The organism is Pseudomonas trutticola BRTCR10, assembly GCF_056155105.1.
The window spans coordinates 3967783-3993092 of sequence record NZ_CM149552.1; the positions used below are offsets into that span (position 1 = coordinate 3967783).

The following is a 25310-nucleotide window of genomic DNA, read 5'->3' on the forward strand; positions in this document are numbered from 1 at the left end:
GGCTCAGGTGAATTTCAGGCGCCCTTGGGCGCCTTTTTTTGTCTCTTCAGATCAGCGGCCAATCCTGCAGAACGCGGTAACGGCCCTTGTGCGATTCGAACAAGGCAAAACGTTCGGCACGCAGGAAGAATTCCGGCGGCGTAGTGTATTCCGGCTCTGGCGCACGGTAATCCCGAGCCAGCGTCAGGTGCGGGCGAAACTCTCGGGCTGTCTCTTCAAAGCCGAATGGCAGCATGGCCTGTTCCAGGCCGTAGACCAGGCGCAGCAACTCCGGCGGCGCTTGCTCGGGCGCCAGTGACAACACCCCGGCGCGGTGCCAGACCTGCAAGCGATCCAATGAAATGCGCAACGCCTGCCCCGGCGTGCGCACTTTGCCAGCGGCTTCGCAGACCTCGCCGATCTGCGCCAGCGGCACGGCGCCGAGGAACAACAGGGTCAGGTGAAAATTATCCGCCGGTACAGCTTTGCCGGCCCGCAAACCCAACTCCGCACGCCACTGAGCTATCGCCTTGCGCTGCGCCGGTGGGCAGTCCAGTGCAAAAAACAGCCGCTTGAACGGCTCATCCCTGTGCGCTTCATCGGTCATGGCCTGCTCCTTCACTGGTGAACGGCAGATTCTACACAGCCTGATCTGACGACTCGCAGCGCAGGTCTATAGTTCAAGGATTGCCATCAACCGGAGGTCGCCATGCGCGAGATCCTCAGCAAAGAGCCGTGGTGGGCCCGGCCACCGAATCCCGGACAGGATGAACAAGAACTGGAATGGGGCTGGCTGGTGCATTACAGCGAGGGCGAGCCACGTTTCGAATTCATCCGTGAGCGGCCGACGGACGAACAGATCCGCCACCGCAAAAGCTGCCGGATCACCCCTTCAGCAGAATGAGATACAAAACCTGCGGGATGCCACGATCGTCCATCCAGCGCAAATCCCTGTGGGAGCTGGCTTGCCAGCGATGGCGATAGCCCCGTCAACACTGATGCTGAACAGGCTGGCCCGATCGCTGGCAAACCAGCTCTCACAGAGTTATTCGAGTTCCCGAAAGTTTCAGGCTTCAGGGCTCGATGAGGTACTGGAAGCCGCCATAAATCATGCGCTGCCCGTCAAACGGCATCGGGTTGACGTCGGGTTTCATGCGCGGGTCTTCCATCATTTTCGCCATACCGGCGTCGCGGGTGGCTTTGTCTGGCCAGATCAGCCAGCCAGACGCCACGGTTTCACCCTCCTTGAGTTTCACTGCCATCGGGAACGACGTGAGCTTGCCGTCCGGCACGTCGTCACCCCAGCATTCGGCCACGCTCAGAGCGCCGTATTCCTTAAAGAGTACCGCGGCGATTTCGGCATGTTTTTTGTACTGTTCACGATTGGCAGTCGGGACCGGGGCAACAAAAATATCGATGTAAGCCATGGCTATTCTCCTTGTACGGTGGGTTCGTTCTGTTGAATGGTCGATTGTGGCGGCTGCCATTCGACACGATTCACGCCCAACCCGACCGACGGCTCCTCGCCCCCACCCAGATTGCGCTCGACCTGCCCGGCCATGTGCAACGTGCCGGCCATGACGCCGGTGGTCGGGTTCTGCACCAGTTTCAGCCAGGCCTTGTCAAAGGTGTTGCCCAGGCTGCTGCGGATCAGCGCCTCGCTGTCAGGCCGGTCGTTGGCCTGGAGGATCGCCCGGATCCCCATCACTCCCACCGAGATCATCGCCCCAGCCAGTTTGCCGGCCGCTGCTGCGACGGCGCTGGCGGCGCCACGCGGGGCCATTTCCGCTTCCATGCGCTGGCTGGCGCGTTTGGCCACGGGTGCCATACCGGCGTCGGTCGAGGCAATGCCCTTAGCGCCGCCGTCGGTGTGAATCTTGTCGATCAGCGCCGCGTAGGCCGGCAGCGTGTTCAACGGTTCGGTACTGATGACCTTGTACAACGAGGCATCGCGAGCAGGCGGCGGGCCAAGTGCGATCGCCGGTATCTTCTGCAAACGCCCGTATAGCTGAGCGACAGGCACACCGTGACGCTGGGCGATGAGCGGCATCTGTTGCGCCATCAGTTGCGCATAGAACGCCGTGGCCTGTCCCAGAATGGCGTCGGGATCGATCTCCACCGCCACCGGCGCAAGGACCCTTTCCTGATATTGCTCAAGCAGATACGTCGCCAGTCGCTTGGCCGATGCGTCCTGCTCGCCGCCGGCGCTGATCGTGTACCAACTGACCTTCATCGACAGCCATTCCTGGGTCCAATAGCTGCTGAACCACGGGATGAAATTTTCTTCAGTTTGCTGATAGACGCGAGTGCGCCAATGTTCCATCGAGCCACGGGCGAACAGCTTGACCTGCTCGGTGGCCTGTTGCGAAGCACTGACGATCTCGCGGTCGACTTGCTGCCAGGTCGCGGGTGACACAACCACTGCCGGCGCGGGTGCAGGGGCCCGCACCGAAGAGGCGCAGCCGGCCAGCAGAAACAGTGCGACAAGGGCCAGCGCACGCAGGGTCACGGTGGCGGTTTCCTTCAAATAAGGAGATAGGCAGATTTGAGTATAGGTGGATCAGTAGAGCCTGATGGTGGAGGTGCTGGCCCTATCGCTGGCAAGCCAGCTCCCACAGTGATCTCCAGCGAACTTGGATTTTGTGAGCACCCGCGATTCCCGTGGGAGCTGGCTTGCCGGCGATGGGGCCAGCAAACCCACCACCGAATTCCCAACCATCAATGCCGTCGATATTCACCATCGCGATGATTGCCTTCCGCCCGCCGTCCGGCGAAGGCACGATTGCCCCCATCCGAGACACAACGAGGAGTTCACATCATGATTCACACCATCGCACTCTCCGTGAGTTTCCCGGTGTTCGGCAGCAACTACTACGAACAACACGTCGTCAACTGCAAGGCGCAGACGCTGGTGTTCAACGAAGATTTCGAAGATCTGCTGATGCCCGCCGCGACCAATCATTTCAGCAATGAAGTGGTTGGCATCAACGATCAGTTCCGCTTTCTGAGCGACATTCTCGCCACCCATTTGCTGGATCTCGAGGCCTCAGTGCCTGCGCATACCAGCGTCCGGGCGAGCGCTCACTTTTAATTGCAACACGCACAAAAAAGCCCACTGGCCGTTTCGGCGCAGTGGGCTTTTTTTACAACGCAATAACGCTGCTCAGCGTGTCCAGCAATCGCGATAACGCGAGCACACGTCGTATTGCGCTTCCAATCTAGCCATGCGGTCGAGATGGCGTCTGCTGGCTTCGGCCATCTCCTCTTTGGCCGACTGATAGTAAAACTGGATCATGGCCGTCTCCATCTCCGTCGGCGCCACGTTGCCGCGCTTACCGGAAGTACCGTCAATGGCGGACCATGCCTTCAACTGCTGGTCGTCGATACTGCGCAAACGCTTGCGGTACTCATCGCTGGTACGTGCCATCGCCTCGCTGGCAATGGCATCGCTTTCATGGGTGAACTCGAACAGATTCTGGCGATAAAGCGTCCAGTACTCATCCGGCAATTCGAAGCGGATTTTGCCCTTGCGCTCGCTGACCATCGAATCGATTTTGTCCGGGGAAAAGCTCGTCGACGTCGGCGTTTTCAGATCAGATTTGATCGCCACGAAAAGACTCGCCTCGACGATGCGATCGATCATGGCGGTGCGCTCCGGCGTATCCGGCAACTGCACCAGTGTTTTCGGAAAGATCCCACGCCCGGCACATGCCTCCAGTCCCTCTCGTTTCATTGGAATGGGCGTGCGCAGGTCCTTGCCGTCAATACGCTGCACCTGCTGCAACAATGTCGAACATTGCCGGCCCTTGACGCTGAGGGTCAATTCGTACTCTGAACCACGCTCAGGTTTGAAGTTGAAACCGTATCCGCAAACGGCATAACCCACTTGGGTGTTGACACTCAGGTACATGTCTTTTTCGGGCGGCAGTTTGATTTCCAGATAGCCCCTGGCCTTTTCCGGTGGGGCGACCATCATGCCGGCCCGGCGGTTGCTGTCGGGGATGAACAGATTGTTGAGCAGGCCCGTCGTCAGACCATCGCAATGCTCTGCATCGTAGTAGTCCATCGTTGCGTTATCGGTATTGGCGACAAAACGCAACTTGGCGGCATTGCTGTCGGTAGCATCCTGATAAGTGCCCGTCACAGAGCATCCCGAAAGCAAGAGCCCCGACAGCGCTGCGCAGATTACAGCGGGCGAGCAGCGCAACAGAGGAGAGACAGACATGATCATCCTTGGGTGAGAAAGGCAAAAAGACGGCGATGCTACTGAATCGCCATCATCGAGTCCATCCCCTCATGTCTGCGTAACTCTTTTTCATGCCCGACGCGCAGAACTCAGTCAGTCATCATCGCGATCACGGTAGTAGCGACGCCCGTCACGGCGGTCGTCATCGCGGTCATCCCAGCGCCGGTCATGGTCGTAATTGCGCCCATGATCGCGGTCGTAATGCCGACCGTGGCGGTGGTCATCATCAAAATCCGCCACACAGCCACCGAGCATTACGGCGGCGGTTACGGTCAGCAAAATCGTTGTAGTGCGCTTCATTCAACACTTCCCTAAAACCAAGGTCTTGACGACGGAACGGCTAACGCTGCCTGCATCTTCAGGACGCAGTGCGCGCAGCCGCCCATACGACCGGGCAAAAACACTTTGATTCAGTGGCCAGCAACGACCGTTTATCGCCTCAATCGCCCTGGCCGAACAGCGGCGTAATGCCACCTATACTGCTTCTTGACGATACCCACGCAACGGACCTGCGCCCTCAAGAATAAAAAGCAGAGGTGCACCATGGTCTGGCAGCAAATCTATGATCCGTTCGGCAACCCGGTGATCTCCACGCTCATGGCCGCCGTACCGGTGGTGGTGATGCTCGCGGCGCTGGCCTTCTTCCACGTCAAGGCGCATCTGGCCGCCCTGCTCGCCCTCGCTTCGGCGCTGCTGATTTCGATCTTCGCCTTCGGCATGCCGGCGAGCATGGCCGGTTCTGCGGCGCTGTTCGGCGCAGCCAACGGCTTGTTGCCGATTGGCTGGATCGTGCTCAACATCATCTTCCTGCATCGCCTGACCACCGAGAACGGTTCGTTCAAGGTGCTGCAGGATTCACTGGCGCGGATCACTGACGATCGACGTTTGCAGTTGCTGTTGATCGCCTTCTGCTTCGGGGCGTTTTTCGAAGGCGCGGCGGGCTTCGGCACGCCGGTAGCGGTGACCGGGGCGATTTTGATCGGCCTCGGTTTTTCACCGTTGGCCGCGTCCGGTCTGGCCTTGATCGCCAACACCGCGCCAGTGGCCTTCGGTGCGCTCGGTACGCCGATCATCACCCTGGCCAAAGTCACCGGACTGGATGAGATGGAACTGTCGATGATGGTCGGTCGGCAACTGCCGTTCTTTTCCGTGCTGGTGCCGTTCTGGTTGATCTGGGCGTTCGCCGGGTGGCGCAAGATGCTGGAGATCTGGCCGGCGATTCTGGTGGCCGGGGTCAGCTTCGCCGTGCCGCAATTCCTCGTGTCGAACTTTCACGGACCAATGCTGGTGGACGTGATCGCCGCGCTGATTTCCATGGCATGCCTGACGCTGTTCTTGAAGGTGTGGAAACCGGCGACGATTCATACCTCGGCGGCGCTGTCAGGGCGAGTCGACAACTCGAAAGTCGAGGAAGAAAAAGTCACCGCCAGCGCCGCGTTCAGCGATCAGGCGCGCCCGGCGGTGATGCGCGCGTGGATGCCGTGGATCATCCTCACCGTGTTTGTGTTTGCCTGGGGCACCCAGGGCTTCAAGAACATGTTCGACGTGCGCCCGGCAATCGATCCGGTCACGCATTCGGCGAAACTTGATCCGCAAGGCAAACCGGTCAACGAGGCCAACCCGATTTTCGCTCCGGCCGTGACCTTCACCACGCTGCACCTGCAAATCGAGAAAGTCCCGCCAGTGGTACCCGCGCCGAAAGCCGAGGAAGCGGTGTACAAATTCACCTGGTTCACCGCCACCGGCAGCGGGATTTTGCTCGCGGCGATCGTCGGCGGTCTGCTGATGGGCTACTCGATTCCGCAACTGTTCAAGCAGTACCTGCGCACGCTCTGGGTGGTGCGGTTTTCGTTGATCACCATTGCGGCGATGCTGGCGCTGGGGTTCCTCACGCGTTACTCGGGACTCGACGCGACCATGGGCCTGGCGTTTGCGGCGACGGGGATTTTCTATCCGATGTTCGGCACCTTGCTCGGGTGGCTGGGCGTGGCGTTGACGGGCTCGGATACCGCTTCGAACGTGCTGTTTGGCGGGCTGCAACGGGTGACGTCGGAGCAGCTCGGGATCAGTCCGATCCTGATGGCGGCGGCGAACAGTTCGGGCGGGGTAATGGGCAAGATGGTCGATGCGCAATCGATTGTGGTGGCCTCCACGGCGACGCGCTGGTATGGACATGAGGGTGAGATTTTGCGCTATGTGTTCTTTCACTCGATTGTGCTGGCGATTCTGGTTGGCGGGTTGGTGACGTTGCAGGCGTATGTGGCGCCGTTTACCCATATGGTGGTTGGCGGGCATTGAGACTGGATGATCTGGCCTCATCGCTGGCAAGCCAGCTCCCACAGGTTTCTATGTTGTGAATCAAATTGTGTTTACGGCATAAGTCCCTGTGGGAGCTGGCTTGCCAGCGATGAGGCCCTGTCATTCAACACCTATATTGGCTGACACCCCGCCATCGCGAGCAGGCGAAGACCTACATTGAATCTGTGTCGGCCAGACCATTGATGAACTGTGCGCATAACTCTATAGCGTAAATCCGCAAAAACCTTTTCCTATCCCCGGCGGTCATTCCTAGAACGAGACTGGCAAGCATGCCGGCGTGCCCCCATGGGCCATTCGCAACCCTGCCGCCTGATTGAGAGAAAAAGGAATCGAACCATGCCGATTTCCCGACGCAAATTTTTGATCCTCGGCGCTGTGACCGCGACCGCGTTTGCGATGCCACCCTTTATCAGCCTCAAGGCCTACGCCGCCAATCTGGAGCAACCGGCCATGAACAAAGTGACGATTCAAATCAATGGCAAGCCCCGCGCCCTTGAGGTCGACAACCGCACCACCCTGCTCGACGCCCTGCGTGAACACCTGCACCTGACCGGCAGCAAAAAAGGCTGCGACCACGGCCAGTGCGGCGCGTGCACGGTGATCGCCGATGGTCGACGGATCAATTCCTGCCTGACCCTGGCGGTCATGCACGAAGGCTCAGAGATCACCACCATCGAAGGCCTCGGCATGCCGGACAACCTGCACCCGATGCAAGCCGCGTTCATCAAACACGACGGCTATCAGTGCGGCTATTGCACGCCGGGGCAGATTTGCTCGGCGGTGGCGGTCATCAAGGAAATCCGCGACGGCATTCCCAGCCATGTCAGTCCCAGCCTGACCGAGCAACCACAACTGATCGCATCAGAATTCCAGGAACGCATGAGCGGCAATATCTGCCGTTGCGGCGCCTACTCGAACATCATCGAGGCGATCAGCGAAGTCGCGGAGGTGCCGGCATGAGACCGTTCAATTACAGCCGCGCCGACTCCCCCGCCGCCGCGGCACAAGCGGCGCAGATCGAAGGCGCGAAATTCATCGCCGGCGGCACCAATCTGCTCGATCTGATGAAGCTCGACATCGAAACCCCGCTGCACCTTATCGACGTCAATCACCTCGGCCTGGATCAGATCGAAGCCACGCCCGAGGGCGGTCTGCGCATCGGTGCGCTGGTGCGCAACACTGATCTGGCTGCCGACGCCCGCGTGCGCAAGGACTACGCGCTGCTGTCGCGCGCTCTGCTCGCCGGCGCTTCGGGGCAGTTGCGCAACATGGCGACCACCGCCGGCAACCTGCTGCAACGCACGCGCTGCCCGTATTTCTACGACACTAATCAGGCCTGCAATAAGCGCAACCCCGGCAGTGGCTGTGCGGCGATTGGCGGGGTCAGTCGGCAGTTGGGAATCATCGGTGTCAGCGCGGCGTGCATCGCCACGCACCCGAGCGACATGGCGATTGCGATGCGCGCCCTCGATGCGCAGATTGAAACGGTCAAACCCGACGGCAGCACGCGCAGCATTGCCATGGCGGATTTCCATCAGTTGCCCGGCAACACGCCGAACATTGAAACCAGCCTGACCGTTGGCGAGTTCATCACCGCTGTAACGTTGCCTGCGCCTGTCGGCGGCACCCACGTTTATCACAAGGTACGTGATCGTTCGTCCTACGCGTTTGCGCTGGTGTCGGTTGGCCTGATCCTGCAAAAGGACGGCAGCGGCCGCATCGCCGTCGGCGGCATTGCGCCGAAACCGTGGCGCGTCGAAGCGGCTGAAGCGCTGCTGCCCAAGGGTGCGAAAGCCGTCAGCGACCGATTGCTCGAAGGCGCCACGCCAACCGACGACAACCAATTCAAACTGACCCTGGTCGAGCGCACGCTTGGCTCGGTGTTGGCGCAAGCGAGGGATGAAGCATGAAATTCGACACGCCCGCCACCACCAACCCGATTGATCAATTGAAGGTCATCGGCAAACCCACCGACCGCATCGAAGGCAAACTGAAAACCTGCGGCCAGGCGCCGTACGCCTACGAGCAACATGAGGCGGTGGCAAATCAGGCCTACGGTTTCATGGTCGGCTCGGCCATCGCCAAGGGCCGCATTACCAACATCGATCTGGAAGCAGCCAAAGCCGCGCCCGGTGTTCTGGCGATCGTTACCGCCGCCAACGCCGGCAAACTCGGCAAGGGCAAATACAACTCGGCGCACCTGCTGGCCGGCCCTGAGGTGCAGCATTATCACCAGGCTGTCGCGCTGGTGGTCGCCGAGACTTTCGAGCAGGCCCGCGCCGCTGCGCAGTTGGTAAAAGTCGATTATGTCGCGGCCAAAGGCGAGTTCGATCTGGCCAGCGTGCGCGATCAAGGCGTTGAACCGAAAGACGAACTGCCAGACGTAAAACACGGCGATTTTGCCGCCGCTTTTACCGCCGCGCCGGTGCAGTTCGACCAGACCTACACCACCCCGGATCAGTCCCACGCAATGATGGAACCGCACGCAACATTGGCCGCGTGGAAAGGCGATCAGCTGACCTTGTGGACGTCCAACCAGATGATCGCCTGGAGCGTCGGCGACATCGCCACTACCCTTGGCTTGCCCGAGGAAAAAGTCCGCTTGATCTCGCCGTACATTGGCGGCGGTTTTGGCGGCAAGCTGTTTATTCGCGCCGACGCGATACTCGCCGCCCTCGGCGCGCGCATGGCGAGCAGACCGGTGAAAGTCGCCCTCGCCCGCCCACAGATCGCCAACAACACCACCCACCGTCCAGCGACTATCCAGCGCATCCGTATGGGGGCGACGGCGGACGGCAAACTCACCGCCATCGCTCACGAAGGCTGGTCGGGCAACCTTGAGGACGGCAAGGTCGAGGTCGCGGCGCAACCGAGTCAGTTGCTCTACGCCGCACAAAATCGTTTGGTCAGCATGCGTCTGGCGCCGCTCGATCTGCCCGAAGGCAACGCCATGCGTGCGCCGGGTGAAACACCGGGGTTGATGGCGCTGGAAATCGCCATGGATGAAATGGCCGAGCAGCTCAAACTCGATCCGATCCAGTTCCGCATCCTCAATGACACTCAGGTCGACCCGGTGAAAACCGAGCGGCCATTCTCCCAGCGGCGTTTGATCGAATGCCTGCAAACCGGTGCCGATAAATTCGGCTGGGACCAGCGCAACGCCAAGCCCGGCAGTCGCCGCGAGGGTCGCTGGCTGATCGGCATGGGCGTCGGTGCAGCAATCCGTAATAACCTGCTGGTGGAGTCCGGCGCACGGGTCCGACTGGAGCGCGACGGCAAGGTCACGGTGGAAACCGACATGACCGACATCGGCACCGGCAGTTACACGATCATCGCGCAGACCGCTGCCGAGATGATGGGCGTGGGTATCGACGATGTCGTGGTGCGGTTGGGCGATTCGAACTTCCCCGTGTCAGCGGGCTCCGGTGGCCAGTTCGGCGCCAACTGCTCGACGGCCGGGGTCTATGCCGCGTGCGTAAAACTGCGTGAAGCGGTCGCGGCAAAACTGGGCATGAATGGCGAAGTCGAGTTTACTGACGGTCAGGTGCGAGCCGGCGGCAAAACCTTGCCGCTGCGCAATGCGGCGCAGAACGGCGTTGTTGAAGCAGAGGACAGCATTGAGTTCGCCGACCTTGCCAAGCAGTATCAGCAGTCGACGTTTGGTGCGCACTTTGTTGAAGTCGCGGTGGATGCGGCGACTGGCGAAGTTCGCGTGCGGCGCATGCTCGCCGTGTGTTCTGCCGGACGGATTCTTAACCCGAAAGCCGCGCGCAGTCAGGTTATCGGGGCGATGACCATGGGCGTGGGCGCGGCGTTGATGGAGGAATTGGCGGTCGACAAGAAGCTTGGCTTTTTCGTCAACCATGATCTGGCGGGATATGAAGTTCCGGTGCACGCCGACATTCCGCATCAGGAGGTGATTTTTCTTGATGAGACCGATCCGATTTCTTCGCCGATGAAGGCCAAGGGTGTCGGTGAGTTGGGGATTTGCGGGGTGAGTGCGGCGGTGGCGAATGCGATCTACAACGCGACCGGGGCACGGGTGCGGGAGTATCCGATTACCCTGGACAAGATTCTCTCGTCGTTGCCGGAAATGATTTGATGCATTGAAAAGCTAAAAGCCCCTCACCCTAACCCTCTCCCGAAGGGAGAGGGGACCGATTGGGGGATATTCAAGGGCTGCACCGATTTGAACGTGCGGCTGTGAATCCATGATCGATATGATTTTTCAGGTCGATGGATAGCGTTAGACACCTCGGTCGGCTCCCTCTCCCGTCGGGAGAGGGCTGGGGTGAGGGAAATGGGTGTATGAGTTATAAAAGGCCACGGTAACGCACTAGCATGGGGTGCTAGTACGTTATTTATTCGCGGTGCGGATACTGCGCTTCGCTCACCTGCTCCATCCACTCCACCACATTGCCATCCAGCACTTCGGCAATAGCGATGTGCGTCATCGCCGTGGTTGGTGCCGCGCCATGCCAATGCTTGGCACCGGGCGCGATCCACACCGTGTCGCCAGGACGAATCTGCCGAACAGGTTGCCCCCACTCCTGCACAAAACCTGAACCAGCAGTAACGATCAGCGTCTGACCCAACGGATGGGTGTGCCACGCCGTCCTTGCTCCGGGCTCGAATGTCACCGTGGCGCCGCTGACTCGCGCGTCATCGCTGCCTTTGAATGGCGCATCAATCCGCACGGCGCCGGCAAACCAGTCAGCCGGCCCTTTAGCCGATGGTTGTGATCCATTGGGCGTTACCGTCACCCGTGGATGTTCATTGGCCTGAACATCCGCAGCCAACAACGAAAGAGTCAAAGCAGATGCAGTAATCGGATTCATGACCAGCCCTCCAGAATTTCGACAAACCCCTGCGGCACTGCCAACACGGGACATGCGTTCACTTTATCGGGCTGTACTCTTTAGATAATCGACTAGAATTCGAAAAAACTTATGCGGGACACTCATCAATGCTTCGTGAAAACGCCACTGACCTGCTCGCCTTTCTCGCCGTGGCACGTGAGCGCAGTTTCACCAAGGCTGCGGCCAAACTCGGCGTCTCGCAATCGGCGCTCAGTCATACCATCCGTGCCCTCGAAGCGCGATTGGGCCTGCGCCTGCTGACCCGCACCACCCGTAGCGTCTCCCCCACCGAGGCTGGTGAACACCTTTTGCAAACTGTTGGCCCGCGCTTTGAAGAGATCGAAGTAGAACTCGCTGCTCTGAGTAATCTGCGCGAAACCCCGGCCGGCAAGATCCGTATCAACGCCACCGACCATTCGCTGGACTGGCTGCTGCGCCCGGTGCTCAAGAAGTTTTTGCCGCACTTCCCGGATATCGCCGTCGAAGTCTGCTGCGATTACGGTTTCGTCGACATCGCCGGGCAAGGTTTCGACGCGGGCGTGCGCCTGGGCGAGGACGTGGCGCAAGGCATGATCGCGACGCGCATCGGCCCGGACATGCGCATGGCGGTGGTCGGGTCGCCCGCGTATTTCGCCAGCCGCTCAGTGCCGCAAACGCCACGCGCGCTCACCGAACACGCCTGCAACAATTTGCGCCTGCCCACTAACGGCGGGCTCTATACCTGGGAATTCGAAAAAGATGGCGAGAGCCTCAAGGTGCGGGTTTCCGGACAAGTCACGCTGAACGGCGTCTACCCGCTGCTTGATGCGGCCCTGGACGGTTTCGGCCTGAGCTATATCCCGGAAAACATCGTCGCGCCGTACCTGGCCGATGGCCGCTTGCTGCAAGTGCTCGAAGACTGGTGCCCGACCTTCGCCGGTTATCACCTTTACTACCCGAGCCGACGCCAGGCGGCACCGGCGTTTGCCTTGTTGCTGGAGGCGCTGCGCTATCGCGAGTGATTCGGCCTACCCCACCAGCGCAATCAACTGATGGCGCTGCGCATCGGTGAGCATCGGCCCGAATCCCGCCCTGACGTTATCAGCCATGTAGCGTGGATTGCCGGTGCCGGGAATCACGCAAGTCACCGCCGGGTGCGCCAGCAGAAACTTCAGCGCCAGTTGCGGCCAACTGTTGACCTGCACGTCCGACACCCACGCCGGCAGCGGTTTGCCCTTGAGCCGGGCGAGCAAGCCACCGCCGCCAAACGGCCGGTTGCAGATCACTGCCACACCGCGCTCGCGGCACAGCGGCAGAATGCGCTTTTCCACGCCCCGGTCGTCGAGGGCGTAGTTGATTTGCAGAAAATCCAGCGGCTCGGCCTGCAACACCGCTTCGACTTCGTCATAGGCCGAAGGCGTGTAGTGGGTGATGCCGATGTAGCGAATGCGCCCCTGCGCTTTCCATTCACGCAGGGTTGGCAGATGAGTTTGCCAGTCCAGCAGATTGTGGATCTGCATCAGATCGATGCATTCGGTGCGCAGCAGGCTGAACGACTGCTCCATCTGCGCAATACCCTCCTCACGTCCCCGCGTCCACACCTTGGTCGCCAGAAACGCTGGCGAGCGCGGCTGATGGATCGACAACAGTTCGCCCGTGGTCGCTTCAGCGCGGCCGTACATGGGCGAGCTGTCGACAACCGTGCCGCCCTTGGCGAACAGTTCGTCGAGCACCGCCGGCAGTTGCTTGTAGGCCGGATCGCCGGGGCCGACGTCGAAACCGCGATAGGTGCCCAGCCCGACCATGGGCAGCGGCTCGGAGCTGGATGGGATGACGCGGGTCTGCATGGCTTGGCCTCCGGGCGCGGCGGACGATGTGGCAGTGGCCAACGCCCGATCAAAGGTGAAGACCGCCGAAACCCCGGCAGCCAGCGTGAGCAATCGGCGACGGGAGTAACCCTCAGTGTGGCTCATGCTGGTTCCCCTGCTGCGTGGATCTGTTGCACGTTGTGTGCGAAGGCGGCCGGATCGAACCGCTGGACTACACTGCGACAGCGAACCCCCATACCCCGTTAAAAGTAGCCGAATGTCCCGAACCCTGATGTCACTCGTCGTTTTGATCATCGCCGTGTACCTGGTGCTGTGCGCAGCGCTGTTCTTTTTTCAGCGCTCGCTGATCTGGTTTCCCCAATCCAACGCCGTCAACAGTGCCGACTCACAACTGACCCTGTCGATGCCGGACGCGCAGGTTTCGGTGATCACCCGCGAGCGTGTCGGACCGCGGGCGCTGATCTATTTCGGTGGAAATGCGGAGGACGTGTCGCGCAACCTGCCGGAATTTACCGAGGCATTTCCCGATCACGCGCTGTACCTGCTGAATTATCGCGGCTTCGGTGGCAGCGGCGGCTCACCGTCCGAAGAGGCGATTGCCGAGGATGCGCTGGCGCTGTTCGATCAGGTATATGCCAGCCATCCGCAAGTCGCCGTGATCGGGCGCAGTCTGGGCTCGGGTGTCGCCGTGCGTCTGGCCAGTCAACGGCCGGTGCAGCGGTTGATTCTGGTGACGCCGTACAACAACCTCGAAGAAATCGCCGCGCGGCAATATCCGTGGGTGCCGGTGAAGTGGTTGCTCACGGATCGCTTCGAGTCGGGCAAGTACGCAGCACATCTTCGCGTGCCGACGTTGTTGCTGGCAGCGAGTGATGACGAGGTGATTCCCCGGGCCAGTACGCAGCGGTTACTGGCCAATTTTCCCAAGGGCGTGGCGGTGCTCAAGGTGGTGCCGGATTCGGGGCATAACTCGATTTCCGAGCGAGCGGAGTATTTGCAGTGGATGGGGGATGTTTTGAATCGCTGACAGTTGATTGCCTGGGATTTTTTCCTGGCTGGATGGGCCTCATCGCTGGCAAGCCAGCTCCCACAGGATCGGGGTCGTTCACGACATTTTTGTGCCGCACGGAACCTTGTGGGAGCCGGGTTTGTTAGTCCGGTCGAGATCAATCCTTAGCAACTCCTTGCGCAGCATGGAGGGCTTCAGGATTGCTATTCCAGCCTGCCAGTCGAGCGGCAAGAGATTATTCAGTTTGTCTTGGCTGACGCTGGATTGAGCCAGCAGAGCGCTTTTACCGTCGCGGATGCCGATTACATTCAGCAACCAGTCTTCGCCCTGCCCGGCCATCCAGCCATTGATCGTCGAAAGGTGCTTTTGTAATAAGGCATCGGCATCCCATACCGTCATTTGCGCGAACACGTGCGGCAGATGGCTCTCGGGCTGCATGCGTTTCAAATCGGCTGCCAGTGCGGCAGCGAGGTCTGCTTCGATGCTGGCCTGGCACTCAAGGAAATACGTTTGTGGCCAGCTCACGTGCAGTTTTCCCAGAGGCGCGAGTTCGGAGTAGGCCTCGATATCGGCTGCCGTGGTCATCTGCCCGGTGAAATTCAGCGTGTTATCCAGAATCGCCGTGGCCAGTAACGCGGCGCTTTGCTCGCTGATCTGCGGCAACAGACCCGCCGTCTGCCAGCGCTGGAAAACCTGAGTGGCGGCAGCGCCGATCGGGCGGATATCGGCGGTCGATCCCAGTTTTTCCGCCCAGTAGTGTTCGTAACCCGGGTGATGGTCAATGACTTCCACCACCTGGTCGAGCATCACGATCGGGTCAAAATGGTGATAGTCGGAAACGTCGACCAGGATGAATTGGTCGTTCGTTTTCGGGGTGTAGTCGCTAAGACCGTTGCCCCAGGCGAGCACGGTTTTCGAGACGCTGGCGTTAGGTCGTGTGCTGCTGACGGCGCGAGCAGGAATGCCTTGCAGGTTGAGCAGTTCGGCGTAGGCGATGCAGCAGGCGTAGGCGTCGATATCCAGATAGGCCGCGCCGGAGGTGATGATTTTCATGGGCGGCAACATCGCACGAAATCATGACGTTTGGGTGACAGGAAAAGATCGCAGCCGCGTTGCACTCGACAGCGCCTGCAGGGCTGCGATCTCCTGTTTTTTATGCCGCAGCTTTACCGCCCGCGACCATCGCCGAAGCCGCCAACATTGCGCGCAACAACACCGCACACCCCGCCGCCAGATCATCCGGCGCAGCATTTTCGATTTCGTTGTGGCTGATGCCGCCCTCGCACGGCACAAAAATCATCCCGGCAGGCCCAAGTTCCGCGAGGAAGATCGCGTCGTGGCCGGCGCCGCTGACAATGTCCATGTGCGACAGGCCCAAACCTTTCGCGGCACTACGCACAGCGTCCACGCAGCCCTTTTCGAAGTACAGCGGAGGAAAATCGGCTGTCGGGGTCAGCTCATAAGTGAGGCCATGTTCTTCGCACGTGGCGTCGATGACTTGCTTCACCTCAGCGATCATCGAGTCCAGGCGTGCCGGTTCCAGATGGCGGAAATCGAGGGTCATGCGCACCTCGCCGGGGATGACGTTGCGCGAGCCGGGATAGGCTTGCAGGCAACCCACGGTGCCGCAGGCATGGGGTTGATGGCCGAGGGCGGCGCGGTTGACGGCGCCGACGATCACCGAGGCGCCGACCAGGGCATCTTTGCGCAGGTGCATCGGCGTCGGGCCGGCGTGCGCTTCGACTCCGCGCAGCTTCAGGTCGAACCACTTCTGCCCCAGCGCACCGAGGACCACGCCGATGGTTTTCTGTTCGTCTTCGAGGATCGGGCCTTGTTCGATGTGTGCCTCGAAATAGGCGCCGACCTTGTGGCCGCTGACTTTGCGCGGGCCGGCATAGCCGATGGCGTTGAGCGCTTCGCCGACGGTGACACCTTCGGCATCGACTTTGGCGAGGGTTTCTTCAAGGGTGAATTTCTCGGCGAACACGCCGGAGCCCATCATGCACGGAGCGAAGCGCGAACCTTCTTCGTTGGTCCAGACCACCACCTCCAGTGGCGCTTCGGTTTCCACGCCGAGGTCGTTGAGGGTGCGCAGGACTTCGACGCCGGCGAGCACGCCGAAGCAACCGTCGAACTTGCCCCCGGTGGGTTGGGTGTCGATGTGGCTACCGGTCATCACCGGCGCCAGGTTCGGATTGCGGCCCGGGCGGCGGGCGAAGATGTTGCCGACTTCATCGACCGTGACGCTGCATCCGGCGTCCTCGCACCATTGCACGAACAGGTCGCGGGCCTGGCGATCGAGGTCAGTCAGGGCCAGGCGACAGACCCCGCCCTTGACCGTGGCGCCGAGTTTGGCCAGTTCCATAAGCGAGGCCCAGAGGCGGTCGCGGTTGATGTGCTGATGGGTGGATTGCAGAACGTCTACGGCTGCGTTCATGGGGATCTCCTCAGGCTGCTTTTCTTATGGATGTTGCTGTGGTGCTTGTGAGACAGCCATCGCTGGCAAGCCAGCTCCCACAGGGGAATGCGCTCCATATTTGAATTTGGAATGCGGTCCACTGTGGGAGCTGGCTTGCCAGCGATAAGGCCCGCCCTCACACCGCTGATTTCACGACCGAAGGCTGCGCACGCATCACGCACAACCCGTAATAAATCACCCCGCCCAGCGCCGAACCGGTAAACCAGCCGTAGCTGTAAAACCAGCTGAACGCATCGCTGCCCAGCGACAACAAGGTCAACACCACCGGCACGCCGAACGCGACGAACCCGGCCCAGTTCCACGCCGGATACACGTCGTCGCGGTACAACCCGGCCAGGTCCAGTTGCTGTTTCTTGATCAGGAAATAGTCCACCACCATGATCCCGGCGATCGGCCCGAGCAGGCTCGAATAGCCCAGCAGCCAGTTGGAATACACGGTCTCCAGGCTGACATCGGAAACGATCAGCCCAAGTTTTTTCAGCAACTCATGGCCCATCAGCAACAGCCCGACAAAACCGGTGAGCAACACCGCTTTGGTGCGATTGATGACCTTGGGCGCAATGTTCTGGAAGTCGTTGGTCGGCGACACAATGTTGGCGGCGGTATTGGTCGACAGCGTGGCGATGATGATCAACGCCATCGCCACCGCAACCCACACCGGGCTCTGGATATGGCCGATCAGGCTGACCGGATCAGACACCGTGACACCGACCAGTTTCACCGACGCCGCCGTCATGATCACGCCGAGGGAGGCGAACAGAAACATGGTCAGCGGCAAGCCGAATATCTGCCCGAGGATCTGGTCCTTCTGGCTCTTGGCGTAACGACTGAAGTCGGGAATGTTCAGCGACAATGTGGCCCAGAAGCCGACCATCGCCGTCAGCCCGGCAGCAAAGTAACTGACCACACTCGCGCCTTCCGGACGTTTCGGCGGGATTGCCAGCAGCTCGGTCATCGACACATTGGGCATCGCCCACACCAGCAAGCCGATCCCGACCGCCACCAGCAGCGGTGCCGATAAGGTTTCCAGCCACTTGATCGACTCGGCGCCGCGAATCACCACCCACAGGTTCAGCGCCCAGAAAATCATGAAGCCGATCACCTCCCCGGTCCCGCCGAGGGATTTCCAGCCGTCGAAAATCGAGCCGAGAAACAGGTGAATGGCCAAGCCGCCGAACATCGTCTGAATACCGAACCAGCCGCACGCCACCAGCGCGCGAATCAGGCACGGCACATTGGAACCGAGAATCCCGAACGACGAGCGCAGCAACACCGGAAACGGAATGCCGTACTTGGTGCCGGGAAACGCGTTGAGCGTGAGCGGTATCAACACGATGATATTGGCGAACAGAATGGCCAACAGCGCTTCGCCAACAGTCAGGCCGAAGTACGCAGTGAGCACACCGCCGAGGGTATAGGTCGGCACGCAGATCGACATGCCGACCCACAGCGCGGTGATGTGCCATTTGTTCCAGGTTCGTTCGCGCACCTTGGTCGGTGCCATGTCGTGGTTGTAACGGGGACTGTCGAGGACGTCGCTGCCGGCTTCGAGTTCGAACAAGCCGTCGCGCTCGGTCACTTGCGATCTGTTCTGTTGCATGGCCGCTCCACTGTTCTTCTGATTATTTTTTTGCTCATCAGGCGGCTGCACACATAGGTGCAAGCCGGACGATGGCCGGAGGAACTGACAACTTTCATGCACCGGCCACGGTGTCAGCGGCGGCATCAATAAACGTGCCGGGTGCCCCGCTTACGCATCGGGCGGTGTTTCAAACGCTTTGCAACTTTCTGATATTCATCAGTTTTAATTATTCACCGGATGAGTTCGCGCAAACTTGTCTGGGTGCTCAGGCTAAACACTTGGCAAGTTGTCCGAACAGACAGGACTCAATCTGGTGCACTGGATTTATTTTCATTGTGAACGAGCAACCGCAGCTCAACTTCAAGCGGCTGATTTCACATAGGAAATCTTGCTCATATTTCCAACCTGTCAAGTGCGTCAAAATGGTGAACAGCCTCACCATTTTGGTGATTTTGTATTTTTATCCTTATTTTTCAGTAGCTTAAAACAGTCATAAGCTTATAAAAAATAATCTTGATCTATTGCAAATCTGCGACTAGCTTCTATTCCTGACAGCGCTGACAGGAATACGCCCCTCACCGCTGTACATCAATAAAACATTTAGAACCGACACAAGTCGGTCATGCCTGCGAGGAACTCGGAATGTCTCTGTTGATCCGTGGCGCCACCGTTATTACCCATGATGAAAGTTATCGCGCCGACGTCTATTGCGCTGACGGCGTGATCAAAGCCATTGGTGAAAATCTTGATATTCCCGCCGGCGCCGAAGTACTCGACGGCAGCGGCCAATACCTGATGCCCGGCGGCATAGACCCGCACACGCACATGCAACTACCGTTCATGGGCACCGTCGCCAGTGAGGACTTCTACAGCGGCACGGCAGCGGGTCTGGCCGGCGGCACCACGTCGATCATCGACTTCGTTATTCCCAATCCGCAGCAATCATTGATGGAAGCTTTTCATCAATGGCGCGGCTGGGCCGAGAAGTCGGCGTCGGACTATGGTTTCCATGTCGCGATCACTTGGTGGAGCGAGCAGGTCCGCGAGGAAATGGCCGAACTGGTCAGCCATCACGGCATCAACAGCTTCAAGCATTTCATGGCCTACAAGAACGCGATCATGGCCGCCGACGACACCTTGGTGGCGAGTTTCGAGCGCTGCCTGGAACTCGGCGCGGTGCCAACCGTGCACGCGGAAAACGGCGAGCTGGTGTATCACCTGCAACGCAAGTTGATGGCCCAAGGCATCACAGGGCCGGAAGCGCACCCACTGTCGCGTCCGTCGCAGGTCGAAGGTGAAGCCGCGAGCCGGGCGATTCGCATTGCCGAAACCATCGGCACGCCCTTGTATCTGGTGCATGTCTCGACCAAGGAAGCCCTCGACGAAATCACCTATGCGCGCAGCAAAGGCCAACCGGTTTACGGCGAGGTGCTCGCCGGGCATCTGCTACTCGATGACAGTGTCTACCAACACCCAGACTGGCAGACCGCCGCCGGTTACGTGATGAGCCCGCCGTTCCGTCCGCGCGGTCATCAAGAGGCGCTGTGGCATGGCTTGCAGAGCGGCAATCTGCACACCACCGCCACCGACCATTGCTGTTTCTGTGCCGAACAAAAAGCCGCCGGGCGCGACGATTTCAGCAAGATCCCCAATGGCACCGCCGGCATAGAAGATCGCATGGCGGTGCTTTGGGATGAAGGGGTCAACAGCGGACGTTTGTCGATGCAGGACTTCGTCGCCCTCACCTCCACCAACACCGCAAAAATCTTCAACCTCTATCCACGAAAAGGTGCGATCCGCGTCGGCGCCGATGCCGACCTGGTGCTGTGGGACCCGCAAGGCACGCGCACCATCTCCGCCAAGACCCACCATCAGCAAGTGGACTTCAACATCTTCGAAGGCAAGACCGTGCACGGTGTGCCGAGCCATACCGTCAGCCAGGGCCGGTTGGTCTGGGCCGATGGCGACCTGCGTGCCGAACGCGGGGCCGGGCGGTACATCGAACGGCCGGCGTATCCGGCGGTGTTTGATTTGCTGAGCAAGCGGGCCGAGCAACATAAGCCAGTTGCCGTGAAACGCTGATCCCCGAACATGATCGTTCCCACGCTCTGCGTGGGAATGCAGCCCGGGACGCTCTGCGTCCCATTGGAACGCGGAGCGTCCCTGGAGGCATTCCCACGCGGAGCGTGGGAACGATCAAACGCAAAACCCACTGCCCATCAGAGGCAGAAAACCTCAAATAACCGTGAGGCACAAAACCGTGATCGAGACCCTGAACCATCTCCCGCACCCGCACGAAAGCGCGGCCGCCCTCGCCGGCCATTTCAGCGATCTGGCGCCGCCGCTCAATGATCGCCAGGCGCATCTGGAAGCCTCACGCTGCCTGTACTGCTACGACGCGCCGTGCGTCAATGCGTGCCCGAGCGAAATCGACATTCCGTCGTTCATCCGCAACATCCATCAGGACAACGTGCCCGGGGCCGCGCAGAAAATCCTTTCGGCGAACATCCTTGGCGGCAGTTGCGCACGGGTCTGCCCGACCGAAATCCTCTGCCAGCAGGCCTGCGTGCGCAACAACGCCCACGAATGCGCGCCGGTATTGATCGGCCTGCTGCAACGTTACGCCGTGGACAACGCGCATTTCACCGAGCACCCATTCCAGCGTGCCGCCAGCACCGGTAAGCGCATCGCCGTGGTCGGTGCCGGGCCGGCGGGTCTCTCCTGCGCGCATCGCAGCGCCATGCACGGGCATGACGTGGTGATTTTCGAAGCGCGGGAGAAGGCTGGCGGCCTCAACGAATACGGGATCGCCAAGTACAAACTGGTCGATAACTACGCGCAGAAAGAGCTGGATTTCCTCCTGCAGATTGGCGGCATCGAGATCCGTCACGGGCAGAAACTCGGTGAGAATCTGACCCTCAGCGAGCTGCATCAACAGTTCGACGCGGTGTTCCTCGGCCTCGGCCTTAACGCCAGCAAACAGCTCGGCCTGGCCCACGAGGACGCTCCCGGCCTGCTCGCCGCCACCGATTACATCCGCGAACTGCGCCAGACCGATGACCTCACGCAACTGCCGCTGGCCGAGCGCTGCATCGTCCTCGGCGCGGGCAACACCGCCATCGACATGGCCGTGCAAATGGCCCGCCTCGGTGCTCGCGATGTCAATCTGGTGTATCGCCGTGGCGCCGCCGACATGGGCGCGACCGGCCACGAACAGGACATCGCCAAGGCCAATCAGGTGCGCCTGCTGACCTGGGCGCAACCGGAAGAAGTGCTGCTCGACGAGCAGGGCCACGTGCGTGGCATGCGTTTCGCCCGCACCGATCTGGTCGACGGCCGTCTGCAAACCACCGGAGAAACCTTCGAGCTGGCCGCCGACGCAATCTTCAAGGCCATCGGCCAGGCCTTCGACGGCAGCGCCCTCGTCGACCCGCTGGCCCGCGAACTCCAGCGTCAGGGCGAGCGCATTCAGGTTGATGAAAACCTGCGCACCAGCATCCCCGGTGTGTATGCCGGTGGCGACTGCACCAGCCTCGATCAGGACCTCACCGTACAAGCGGTGCAACACGGCAAACGTGCCGCCGAAGCGATCAACGCTCAACTGATGCTCAACGTGGAGGCTGCGTAAATGGCCGATCTCTCGATAGTCTTCGCCGGCATCAAAGCCCCTAATCCGTTCTGGCTGGCGTCCGCGCCGCCGACCGACAAGGCCTACAACGTGGTCCGCGCCTTCGAGGCTGGCTGGGGTGGTGTGGTCTGGAAAACCCTCGGTGAGGACCCGGCGGCGGTCAACGTCTCGTCGCGTTACTCGGCGCATTACGGCAACAACCGCGAAGTGCTGGGCATCAACAACATCGAGCTGATCACCGACCGCTCGCTGGAGATCAACCTGCGCGAGATCACCCAGGTCAAGAAAGACTGGCCGGACCGCGCGCTGATCGTCTCGCTGATGGTGCCGTGCGTCGAGGAGTCGTGGAAACACATCCTGCCGCTGGTGGAAGCGACAGGTGCCGACGGCATCGAACTGAATTTCGGCTGCCCCCACGGCATGCCCGAGCGTGGCATGGGCGCGGCGGTCGGCCAGGTGCCGGAGTACGTCGAGCAGGTCACGCGTTGGTGCAAGACTTACTGCTCGCTACCGGTGATTGTCAAACTGACGCCGAACATCACCGACATCCGCGTCGCCGCCCGTGCTGCGCATCGCGGTGGCGCCGATGCGGTGTCGCTGATCAATACGATCAACTCGATCACCAGCGTCGACCTCGAACACATGGTCGCCCTGCCCACCGTCGGCAGCAAAAGCACCCACGGCGGTTATTGCGGTTCGGCGGTCAAGCCGATTGCGCTGAACATGGTCGCCGAGATCGCCCGCGACCCGCAGACCCAGGGCCTGCCGATCTGCGGCATTGGCGGCATCGGCAGTTGGCGCGATGCGGCGGAATTCATGGCGCTGGGCAGCGGCGCGGTACAGGTATGCACGGCGGCGATGCTGCATGGGTTTCGGATTGTCGAGGAGATGAAGGACGGCTTGTCACGGTGGATGGACAGTCAGGGCTACGCCAACATCGCCGAGTTTTCCGGGCGCGCGGTGGGCAATACCACCGACTGGAAGTATCTCGATATCAACTATCAGGTGATTGCGAAGATTGACCAGGAAGCGTGCATTGGTTGCGGGCGCTGCCACATTGCTTGCGAGGACACTTCACACCAGGCGATCAGCAGTCTCAAGCAGGCGGACGGCACGCATAAATATGAAGTGATCGACGATGAATGTGTGGGCTGCAATCTGTGCCAGATCACTTGCCCGGTGCAGGACTGTATCGAGATGGTGCCGATGGAGACGGGCAAGCCGTTTCTCGACTGGAATCATGATCCGAGGAATCCGTACCATGTCTCACCTTAAGGCAGGTAGCGTCTGAACTGACGCTTTCGCGAGCAGGCTCGCTCCCACAGTTGGAATGCATTCCCCTGTGGGAGCGAGCCTGCTCGCGAAGAGGCCAGTCTGCTCACCGCAAGACTCAGGGCTCCAGCCCGATCCCGCGCAGGATCACGCTGGTCACCGTCTGCACCGCCCGTTCGAACTGCATGTCCGACAGCGGCTGGTGATCATTGAGTATGTTCACCTGATGATCAAAGTCAGCGTAATGCTGGGTCGAAGCCCAGATCATGTACAGCAGGCTCGACGGTTCCACCGGCAGAATCCGCTTGTCTTCTACCCACTGGCGGATCTTCGCTTCCTTCATTTTCGCCCAGTCATACAGGCTGACATCCAGCGCCTCGCCCAACGTCGGCGCACCGTGGATGATTTCGTTGGCCCAGACTTTCGAACCGTATGGCCGACTGCGTGAGTGGTTCATCTTGGCGCGGATGTAGCTGCTGAGCACCACACGCGGGTCGTCGAACATCTCGAAGCACAACGCATCCTGTTTCCACACTTCCAGCAGGTCGAACAGCACGGCGCTGTACAGTTCGCTTTTGGTTGAAAAGTAGTAATGCAGGTTGGAACGCGGCAGCTGCACCTCAGCAGCAATGTCAGCCATGGCGGTGCTGCCGAAGCCTTTTTCGGCGAAGACTTTTTCCGCCGCCAGGAGGATTTTTTCGACGTTACTGCGGCGGATCTCGATCTTGTGATTGCCCATAAGGGCTCCCTGACAACAGCGTTGCCCAAGACTAGCATCCGCTCTGGTGCGCGGGCGACCGCTGAAAACAAAACTTCGTACAGCGGCGAGTGGATGGCTAAACTGACGGCTTCTTCGATCCTGCCTCAGAGGTACCCGCGATGCTGTTCAAGAACATCCTGACCACCACTGCCCTGCTCGCCTCGCTGTTCGCCGCCTCGTCGGTATTCGCCCACGCCCACCTGAAAAGCCAGACCCCGGCCGCCGACAGCACCGTCGCCGCCCCGGCCGATCTGCGCCTGACTTTTTCCGAAGGCGTTGAGGCCAGCTTCACCAAAGTCACGGTGACCAAGGACGGTGCCCCCGTCGCGGTCAAAGCACTGACCACCGAAGGCGACAAGAAAACCCTGATCGTCACCCCGGCCGCACCGCTGACGGCGGGTGAGTACAAAGTCGAATGGCACGCCGTGTCGGTCGACACGCACAAAAGCGAAGGCGCCTATCAGTTCAAGGTTGGCCAGTAATTCATGAGTGAAGCGCTGGTGCTGTGTCGCTTTGTGCATTTCACCGTGGTGTTGATGCTGTTCGGGGCCTGGCTGTTCAGGCCCTTGTTACTCGAGGGTGAAGCGCCGGCGGTGGATCGGCACCAGGCGCGGCTGGCGCGTTGGCTGGCGGCAATTGCGCTGGTCAGCGGCGTGATCTGGGCGCTGTTGATCACGGCGAGCATGGCCGGCTCAACAGCGGCCGCGTTCGATCCCGACACGCTTGCGCTGGTGTTGGGCAAGACCTTTTTTGGTCAGGTGTGGCTTTGGCATTTGCTGATCAACGCTGTGCTGCTGGCATTACTGTTCACGCCGTGGCGCTCAAGCATGCCGCTGCGGCTGGGCTTGAGTGGCTTGCTGTTGGCGACCCTGGCCCCGGTCGGGCACGGCGCAATGCTGGATGGCTTGAGCGGGCAACTGCTGATTCTCAACCAGATCATTCATCTGACCTGCGTGGCGGCGTGGCTTGGCGGATTGTTGTTGCTGGTGCTGATCCTGCGCCAGCCGAGTGAGCCGCTGAAGCAGATTCTGCAGCGTTTCAGCGGTGTCGGTTATGCGCTGGTGGCGGGGCTGCTGATCAGCGGATTGATCAACGTGCGCGTGCTGACCGGTCAGTGGTGGCCGACGCCGCTGTTCACAGGCTTCGCACTGATTCTGCTGATCAAGGCAATGATCGTGCTGGGGATGTTGGGGTTGGCGCTGTTCAATCGCTTGCGCATTGCTGATTGCGAACAGCGCATCGGTGCGCTCAAGCGCAGCGTGATGCTGGAATGGCTGCTCGGCATCGGCGCAGTCGCCGCCGTCTCACTGCTCGGCACCCTGCCCCCGATGATCTCAACCTGAACGCACTTCCCCTGTGGGAGCTGGCT

The 25310-nt window shown here is 60.4% G+C and carries 24 protein-coding genes; 13 read left to right on the forward strand and 11 right to left on the reverse strand.

Annotated features, from left to right (window positions below; genetic code table 11):
• Positions 1-46 precede the first annotated feature (46 nt).
• Positions 47-586: an RNA 2',3'-cyclic phosphodiesterase gene (gene thpR, locus ACVVH8_RS17930; protein ID WP_475225313.1), complete on the reverse strand. Its 540-nt coding sequence runs from the start codon at positions 584-586 to the stop codon at positions 47-49.
• A 102-nt stretch (positions 587-688) separates the two neighbouring features.
• On the opposite strand from thpR, the gene ACVVH8_RS17935 reads away from it, so the two are divergent.
• Entirely contained in the window at positions 689-883 is a 195-nt protein-coding gene (locus ACVVH8_RS17935; protein WP_103305912.1) for a hypothetical protein, read from the forward strand.
• A gap of 169 nt (positions 884-1052) precedes the next feature.
• Here ACVVH8_RS17935 and ACVVH8_RS17940 read toward each other — a convergent pair whose 3' ends face one another.
• Positions 1053-1406, reverse strand: a complete 354-nt coding sequence (locus tag ACVVH8_RS17940; RefSeq protein ID WP_103305911.1) for a DUF1428 domain-containing protein — start codon at positions 1404-1406, stop codon at positions 1053-1055.
• 2 nt (positions 1407-1408) lie between these two features.
• Positions 1409-2488, reverse strand: coding sequence for a hypothetical protein (locus ACVVH8_RS17945; protein WP_475225317.1), 1080 nt, complete (start codon positions 2486-2488; stop codon positions 1409-1411).
• 309 nt (positions 2489-2797) lie between these two features.
• On the opposite strand from ACVVH8_RS17945, the gene ACVVH8_RS17950 reads away from it, so the two are divergent.
• Positions 2798-3070 (forward strand): hypothetical protein, encoded by a 273-nt coding sequence (locus ACVVH8_RS17950; protein ID WP_475225319.1) that lies wholly within the window; start codon positions 2798-2800, stop codon positions 3068-3070.
• 72 nt (positions 3071-3142) lie between these two features.
• Here ACVVH8_RS17950 and ACVVH8_RS17955 read toward each other — a convergent pair whose 3' ends face one another.
• Both ACVVH8_RS17955 and ACVVH8_RS17960 read right to left on the reverse strand, forming a co-directional pair.
• Positions 3143-4123 carry a hypothetical protein gene (locus ACVVH8_RS17955; RefSeq protein WP_475225321.1) on the reverse strand — a complete coding sequence of 327 codons (981 nt, stop codon included), beginning with the start codon at positions 4121-4123 and terminating at the stop codon, positions 3143-3145.
• Between the two features lie 195 nt (positions 4124-4318).
• Positions 4319-4525, reverse strand: a complete 207-nt coding sequence (locus ACVVH8_RS17960; RefSeq protein ID WP_475225323.1) for a hypothetical protein — start codon at positions 4523-4525, stop codon at positions 4319-4321.
• A gap of 243 nt (positions 4526-4768) precedes the next feature.
• Here ACVVH8_RS17960 and ACVVH8_RS17965 point away from each other — a divergent pair, with 243 nt between their 5' ends.
• The 4 genes from ACVVH8_RS17965 (at position 4769) to paoC (ending at position 10646) form a co-directional block, all read left to right on the forward strand.
• Positions 4769-6523: an L-lactate permease gene (locus tag ACVVH8_RS17965; RefSeq protein ID WP_401298580.1), complete on the forward strand. Its 1755-nt coding sequence runs from the start codon at positions 4769-4771 to the stop codon at positions 6521-6523.
• A gap of 357 nt (positions 6524-6880) precedes the next feature.
• On the forward strand, positions 6881-7504 hold the full coding sequence (paoA, locus tag ACVVH8_RS17970) for an aldehyde dehydrogenase iron-sulfur subunit PaoA (RefSeq protein ID WP_401298583.1): 624 nt from the start codon (positions 6881-6883) through the stop codon (positions 7502-7504).
• A complete protein-coding gene (locus ACVVH8_RS17975) occupies positions 7501-8454 on the forward strand; it encodes an FAD binding domain-containing protein (RefSeq protein ID WP_475225326.1) in 954 nt (317 codons plus the stop codon). Before paoA ends, ACVVH8_RS17975 begins: the two co-directional genes overlap by 4 nt.
• Positions 8451-10646, forward strand: coding sequence for an aldehyde oxidoreductase molybdenum-binding subunit PaoC (gene paoC / locus ACVVH8_RS17980; protein WP_315447342.1), 2196 nt, complete (start codon positions 8451-8453; stop codon positions 10644-10646). Before ACVVH8_RS17975 ends, paoC begins: the two co-directional genes overlap by 4 nt.
• A gap of 259 nt (positions 10647-10905) precedes the next feature.
• On the opposite strand, the gene ACVVH8_RS17985 is transcribed toward paoC, so the two are convergent.
• Positions 10906-11382, reverse strand: a complete 477-nt coding sequence (locus ACVVH8_RS17985) for a (R)-mandelonitrile lyase (RefSeq protein WP_475225328.1) — start codon at positions 11380-11382, stop codon at positions 10906-10908.
• A gap of 128 nt (positions 11383-11510) precedes the next feature.
• Between ACVVH8_RS17985 and ACVVH8_RS17990 the strand changes: the two genes are divergently transcribed.
• Positions 11511-12404 carry a LysR family transcriptional regulator gene (locus tag ACVVH8_RS17990; RefSeq protein ID WP_475225330.1) on the forward strand — a complete coding sequence of 298 codons (894 nt, stop codon included), beginning with the start codon at positions 11511-11513 and terminating at the stop codon, positions 12402-12404.
• Positions 12405-12410: 6 nt separating this feature from the next.
• Here the strand turns inward: ACVVH8_RS17990 and ACVVH8_RS17995 are convergent, their stop codons facing one another.
• Complete coding sequence (locus tag ACVVH8_RS17995) at positions 12411-13355, reverse strand: aldo/keto reductase (protein WP_212809299.1); 945 nt, start codon at positions 13353-13355, stop codon at positions 12411-12413.
• Between the two features lie 112 nt (positions 13356-13467).
• Between ACVVH8_RS17995 and ACVVH8_RS18000 the strand changes: the two genes are divergently transcribed.
• Positions 13468-14238 carry an alpha/beta hydrolase gene (locus ACVVH8_RS18000; protein ID WP_475225333.1) on the forward strand — a complete coding sequence of 257 codons (771 nt, stop codon included), beginning with the start codon at positions 13468-13470 and terminating at the stop codon, positions 14236-14238.
• Positions 14239-14316: 78 nt separating this feature from the next.
• Here ACVVH8_RS18000 and ACVVH8_RS18005 read toward each other — a convergent pair whose 3' ends face one another.
• From ACVVH8_RS18005 to ACVVH8_RS18015, 3 genes are all read right to left on the reverse strand, one after another.
• Positions 14317-15273: a DHH family phosphoesterase gene (locus tag ACVVH8_RS18005; RefSeq protein ID WP_475225336.1), complete on the reverse strand. Its 957-nt coding sequence runs from the start codon at positions 15271-15273 to the stop codon at positions 14317-14319.
• A gap of 100 nt (positions 15274-15373) precedes the next feature.
• The gene (locus ACVVH8_RS18010; RefSeq protein ID WP_315447355.1) at positions 15374-16657 is read right to left on the reverse strand and encodes an allantoate amidohydrolase; all 1284 of its coding nucleotides are present in this window, start codon (positions 16655-16657) and stop codon (positions 15374-15376) included.
• Between the two features lie 157 nt (positions 16658-16814).
• Entirely contained in the window at positions 16815-18299 is a 1485-nt protein-coding gene (locus ACVVH8_RS18015) for an NCS1 family nucleobase:cation symporter-1 (RefSeq protein ID WP_103305932.1), read from the reverse strand.
• A gap of 624 nt (positions 18300-18923) precedes the next feature.
• On the opposite strand from ACVVH8_RS18015, the gene hydA reads away from it, so the two are divergent.
• From hydA to preA, 3 genes are all read left to right on the forward strand, one after another.
• Positions 18924-20363: a dihydropyrimidinase gene (hydA, locus tag ACVVH8_RS18020; protein WP_475225338.1), complete on the forward strand. Its 1440-nt coding sequence runs from the start codon at positions 18924-18926 to the stop codon at positions 20361-20363.
• A gap of 178 nt (positions 20364-20541) precedes the next feature.
• Entirely contained in the window at positions 20542-21909 is a 1368-nt protein-coding gene (locus ACVVH8_RS18025) for an NAD(P)-dependent oxidoreductase (RefSeq protein ID WP_475225341.1), read from the forward strand.
• Positions 21910-23184, forward strand: a complete 1275-nt coding sequence (gene preA / locus ACVVH8_RS18030; RefSeq protein ID WP_475225343.1) for an NAD-dependent dihydropyrimidine dehydrogenase subunit PreA — start codon at positions 21910-21912, stop codon at positions 23182-23184.
• 115 nt (positions 23185-23299) lie between these two features.
• Here the strand turns inward: preA and ACVVH8_RS18035 are convergent, their stop codons facing one another.
• Complete coding sequence (locus ACVVH8_RS18035) at positions 23300-23920, reverse strand: TetR/AcrR family transcriptional regulator (RefSeq protein ID WP_095190174.1); 621 nt, start codon at positions 23918-23920, stop codon at positions 23300-23302.
• 140 nt (positions 23921-24060) lie between these two features.
• Between ACVVH8_RS18035 and copC the strand changes: the two genes are divergently transcribed.
• Positions 24061-24423 carry a copper homeostasis periplasmic binding protein CopC gene (gene copC / locus ACVVH8_RS18040; RefSeq protein WP_103305894.1) on the forward strand — a complete coding sequence of 121 codons (363 nt, stop codon included), beginning with the start codon at positions 24061-24063 and terminating at the stop codon, positions 24421-24423.
• Between the two features lie 3 nt (positions 24424-24426).
• Complete coding sequence (gene copD / locus ACVVH8_RS18045; protein WP_475225346.1) at positions 24427-25284, forward strand: copper homeostasis membrane protein CopD; 858 nt, start codon at positions 24427-24429, stop codon at positions 25282-25284.
• Positions 25285-25310: the final 26 nt, after the last annotated feature.

Bases quoted from the DNA above. Each gene is read 5' to 3' on its own strand.
- thpR (WP_475225313.1), bottom strand. From the start codon at position 586: ATGACCGATGAAGCGCACAGGGATGAGCCGTTCAAGCGGCTGTTTTTT.
- ACVVH8_RS17935 (WP_103305912.1), top strand. From the start codon at position 689: ATGCGCGAGATCCTCAGCAAAGAGCCGTGGTGGGCCCGGCCACCGAAT.
- ACVVH8_RS17940 (WP_103305911.1), bottom strand. From the start codon at position 1,406: ATGGCTTACATCGATATTTTTGTTGCCCCGGTCCCGACTGCCAATCGT.
- ACVVH8_RS17950 (WP_475225319.1), top strand. From the start codon at position 2,798: ATGATTCACACCATCGCACTCTCCGTGAGTTTCCCGGTGTTCGGCAGC.
- ACVVH8_RS17960 (WP_475225323.1), bottom strand. From the start codon at position 4,525: ATGAAGCGCACTACAACGATTTTGCTGACCGTAACCGCCGCCGTAATG.
- ACVVH8_RS17965 (WP_401298580.1), top strand. From the start codon at position 4,769: ATGGTCTGGCAGCAAATCTATGATCCGTTCGGCAACCCGGTGATCTCC.
- paoA (WP_401298583.1), top strand. From the start codon at position 6,881: ATGCCGATTTCCCGACGCAAATTTTTGATCCTCGGCGCTGTGACCGCG.
- ACVVH8_RS17975 (WP_475225326.1), top strand. From the start codon at position 7,501: ATGAGACCGTTCAATTACAGCCGCGCCGACTCCCCCGCCGCCGCGGCA.
- paoC (WP_315447342.1), top strand. From the start codon at position 8,451: ATGAAATTCGACACGCCCGCCACCACCAACCCGATTGATCAATTGAAG.
- ACVVH8_RS17985 (WP_475225328.1), bottom strand. From the start codon at position 11,382: ATGAATCCGATTACTGCATCTGCTTTGACTCTTTCGTTGTTGGCTGCG.
- ACVVH8_RS17990 (WP_475225330.1), top strand. From the start codon at position 11,511: ATGCTTCGTGAAAACGCCACTGACCTGCTCGCCTTTCTCGCCGTGGCA.
- ACVVH8_RS17995 (WP_212809299.1), bottom strand. From the start codon at position 13,355: ATGAGCCACACTGAGGGTTACTCCCGTCGCCGATTGCTCACGCTGGCT.
- ACVVH8_RS18000 (WP_475225333.1), top strand. From the start codon at position 13,468: ATGTCCCGAACCCTGATGTCACTCGTCGTTTTGATCATCGCCGTGTAC.
- ACVVH8_RS18005 (WP_475225336.1), bottom strand. From the start codon at position 15,273: ATGAAAATCATCACCTCCGGCGCGGCCTATCTGGATATCGACGCCTAC.
- ACVVH8_RS18010 (WP_315447355.1), bottom strand. From the start codon at position 16,657: ATGAACGCAGCCGTAGACGTTCTGCAATCCACCCATCAGCACATCAAC.
- ACVVH8_RS18015 (WP_103305932.1), bottom strand. From the start codon at position 18,299: ATGCAACAGAACAGATCGCAAGTGACCGAGCGCGACGGCTTGTTCGAA.
- hydA (WP_475225338.1), top strand. From the start codon at position 18,924: ATGTCTCTGTTGATCCGTGGCGCCACCGTTATTACCCATGATGAAAGT.
- preA (WP_475225343.1), top strand. From the start codon at position 21,910: ATGGCCGATCTCTCGATAGTCTTCGCCGGCATCAAAGCCCCTAATCCG.
- ACVVH8_RS18035 (WP_095190174.1), bottom strand. From the start codon at position 23,920: ATGGGCAATCACAAGATCGAGATCCGCCGCAGTAACGTCGAAAAAATC.
- copC (WP_103305894.1), top strand. From the start codon at position 24,061: ATGCTGTTCAAGAACATCCTGACCACCACTGCCCTGCTCGCCTCGCTG.
- copD (WP_475225346.1), top strand. From the start codon at position 24,427: ATGAGTGAAGCGCTGGTGCTGTGTCGCTTTGTGCATTTCACCGTGGTG.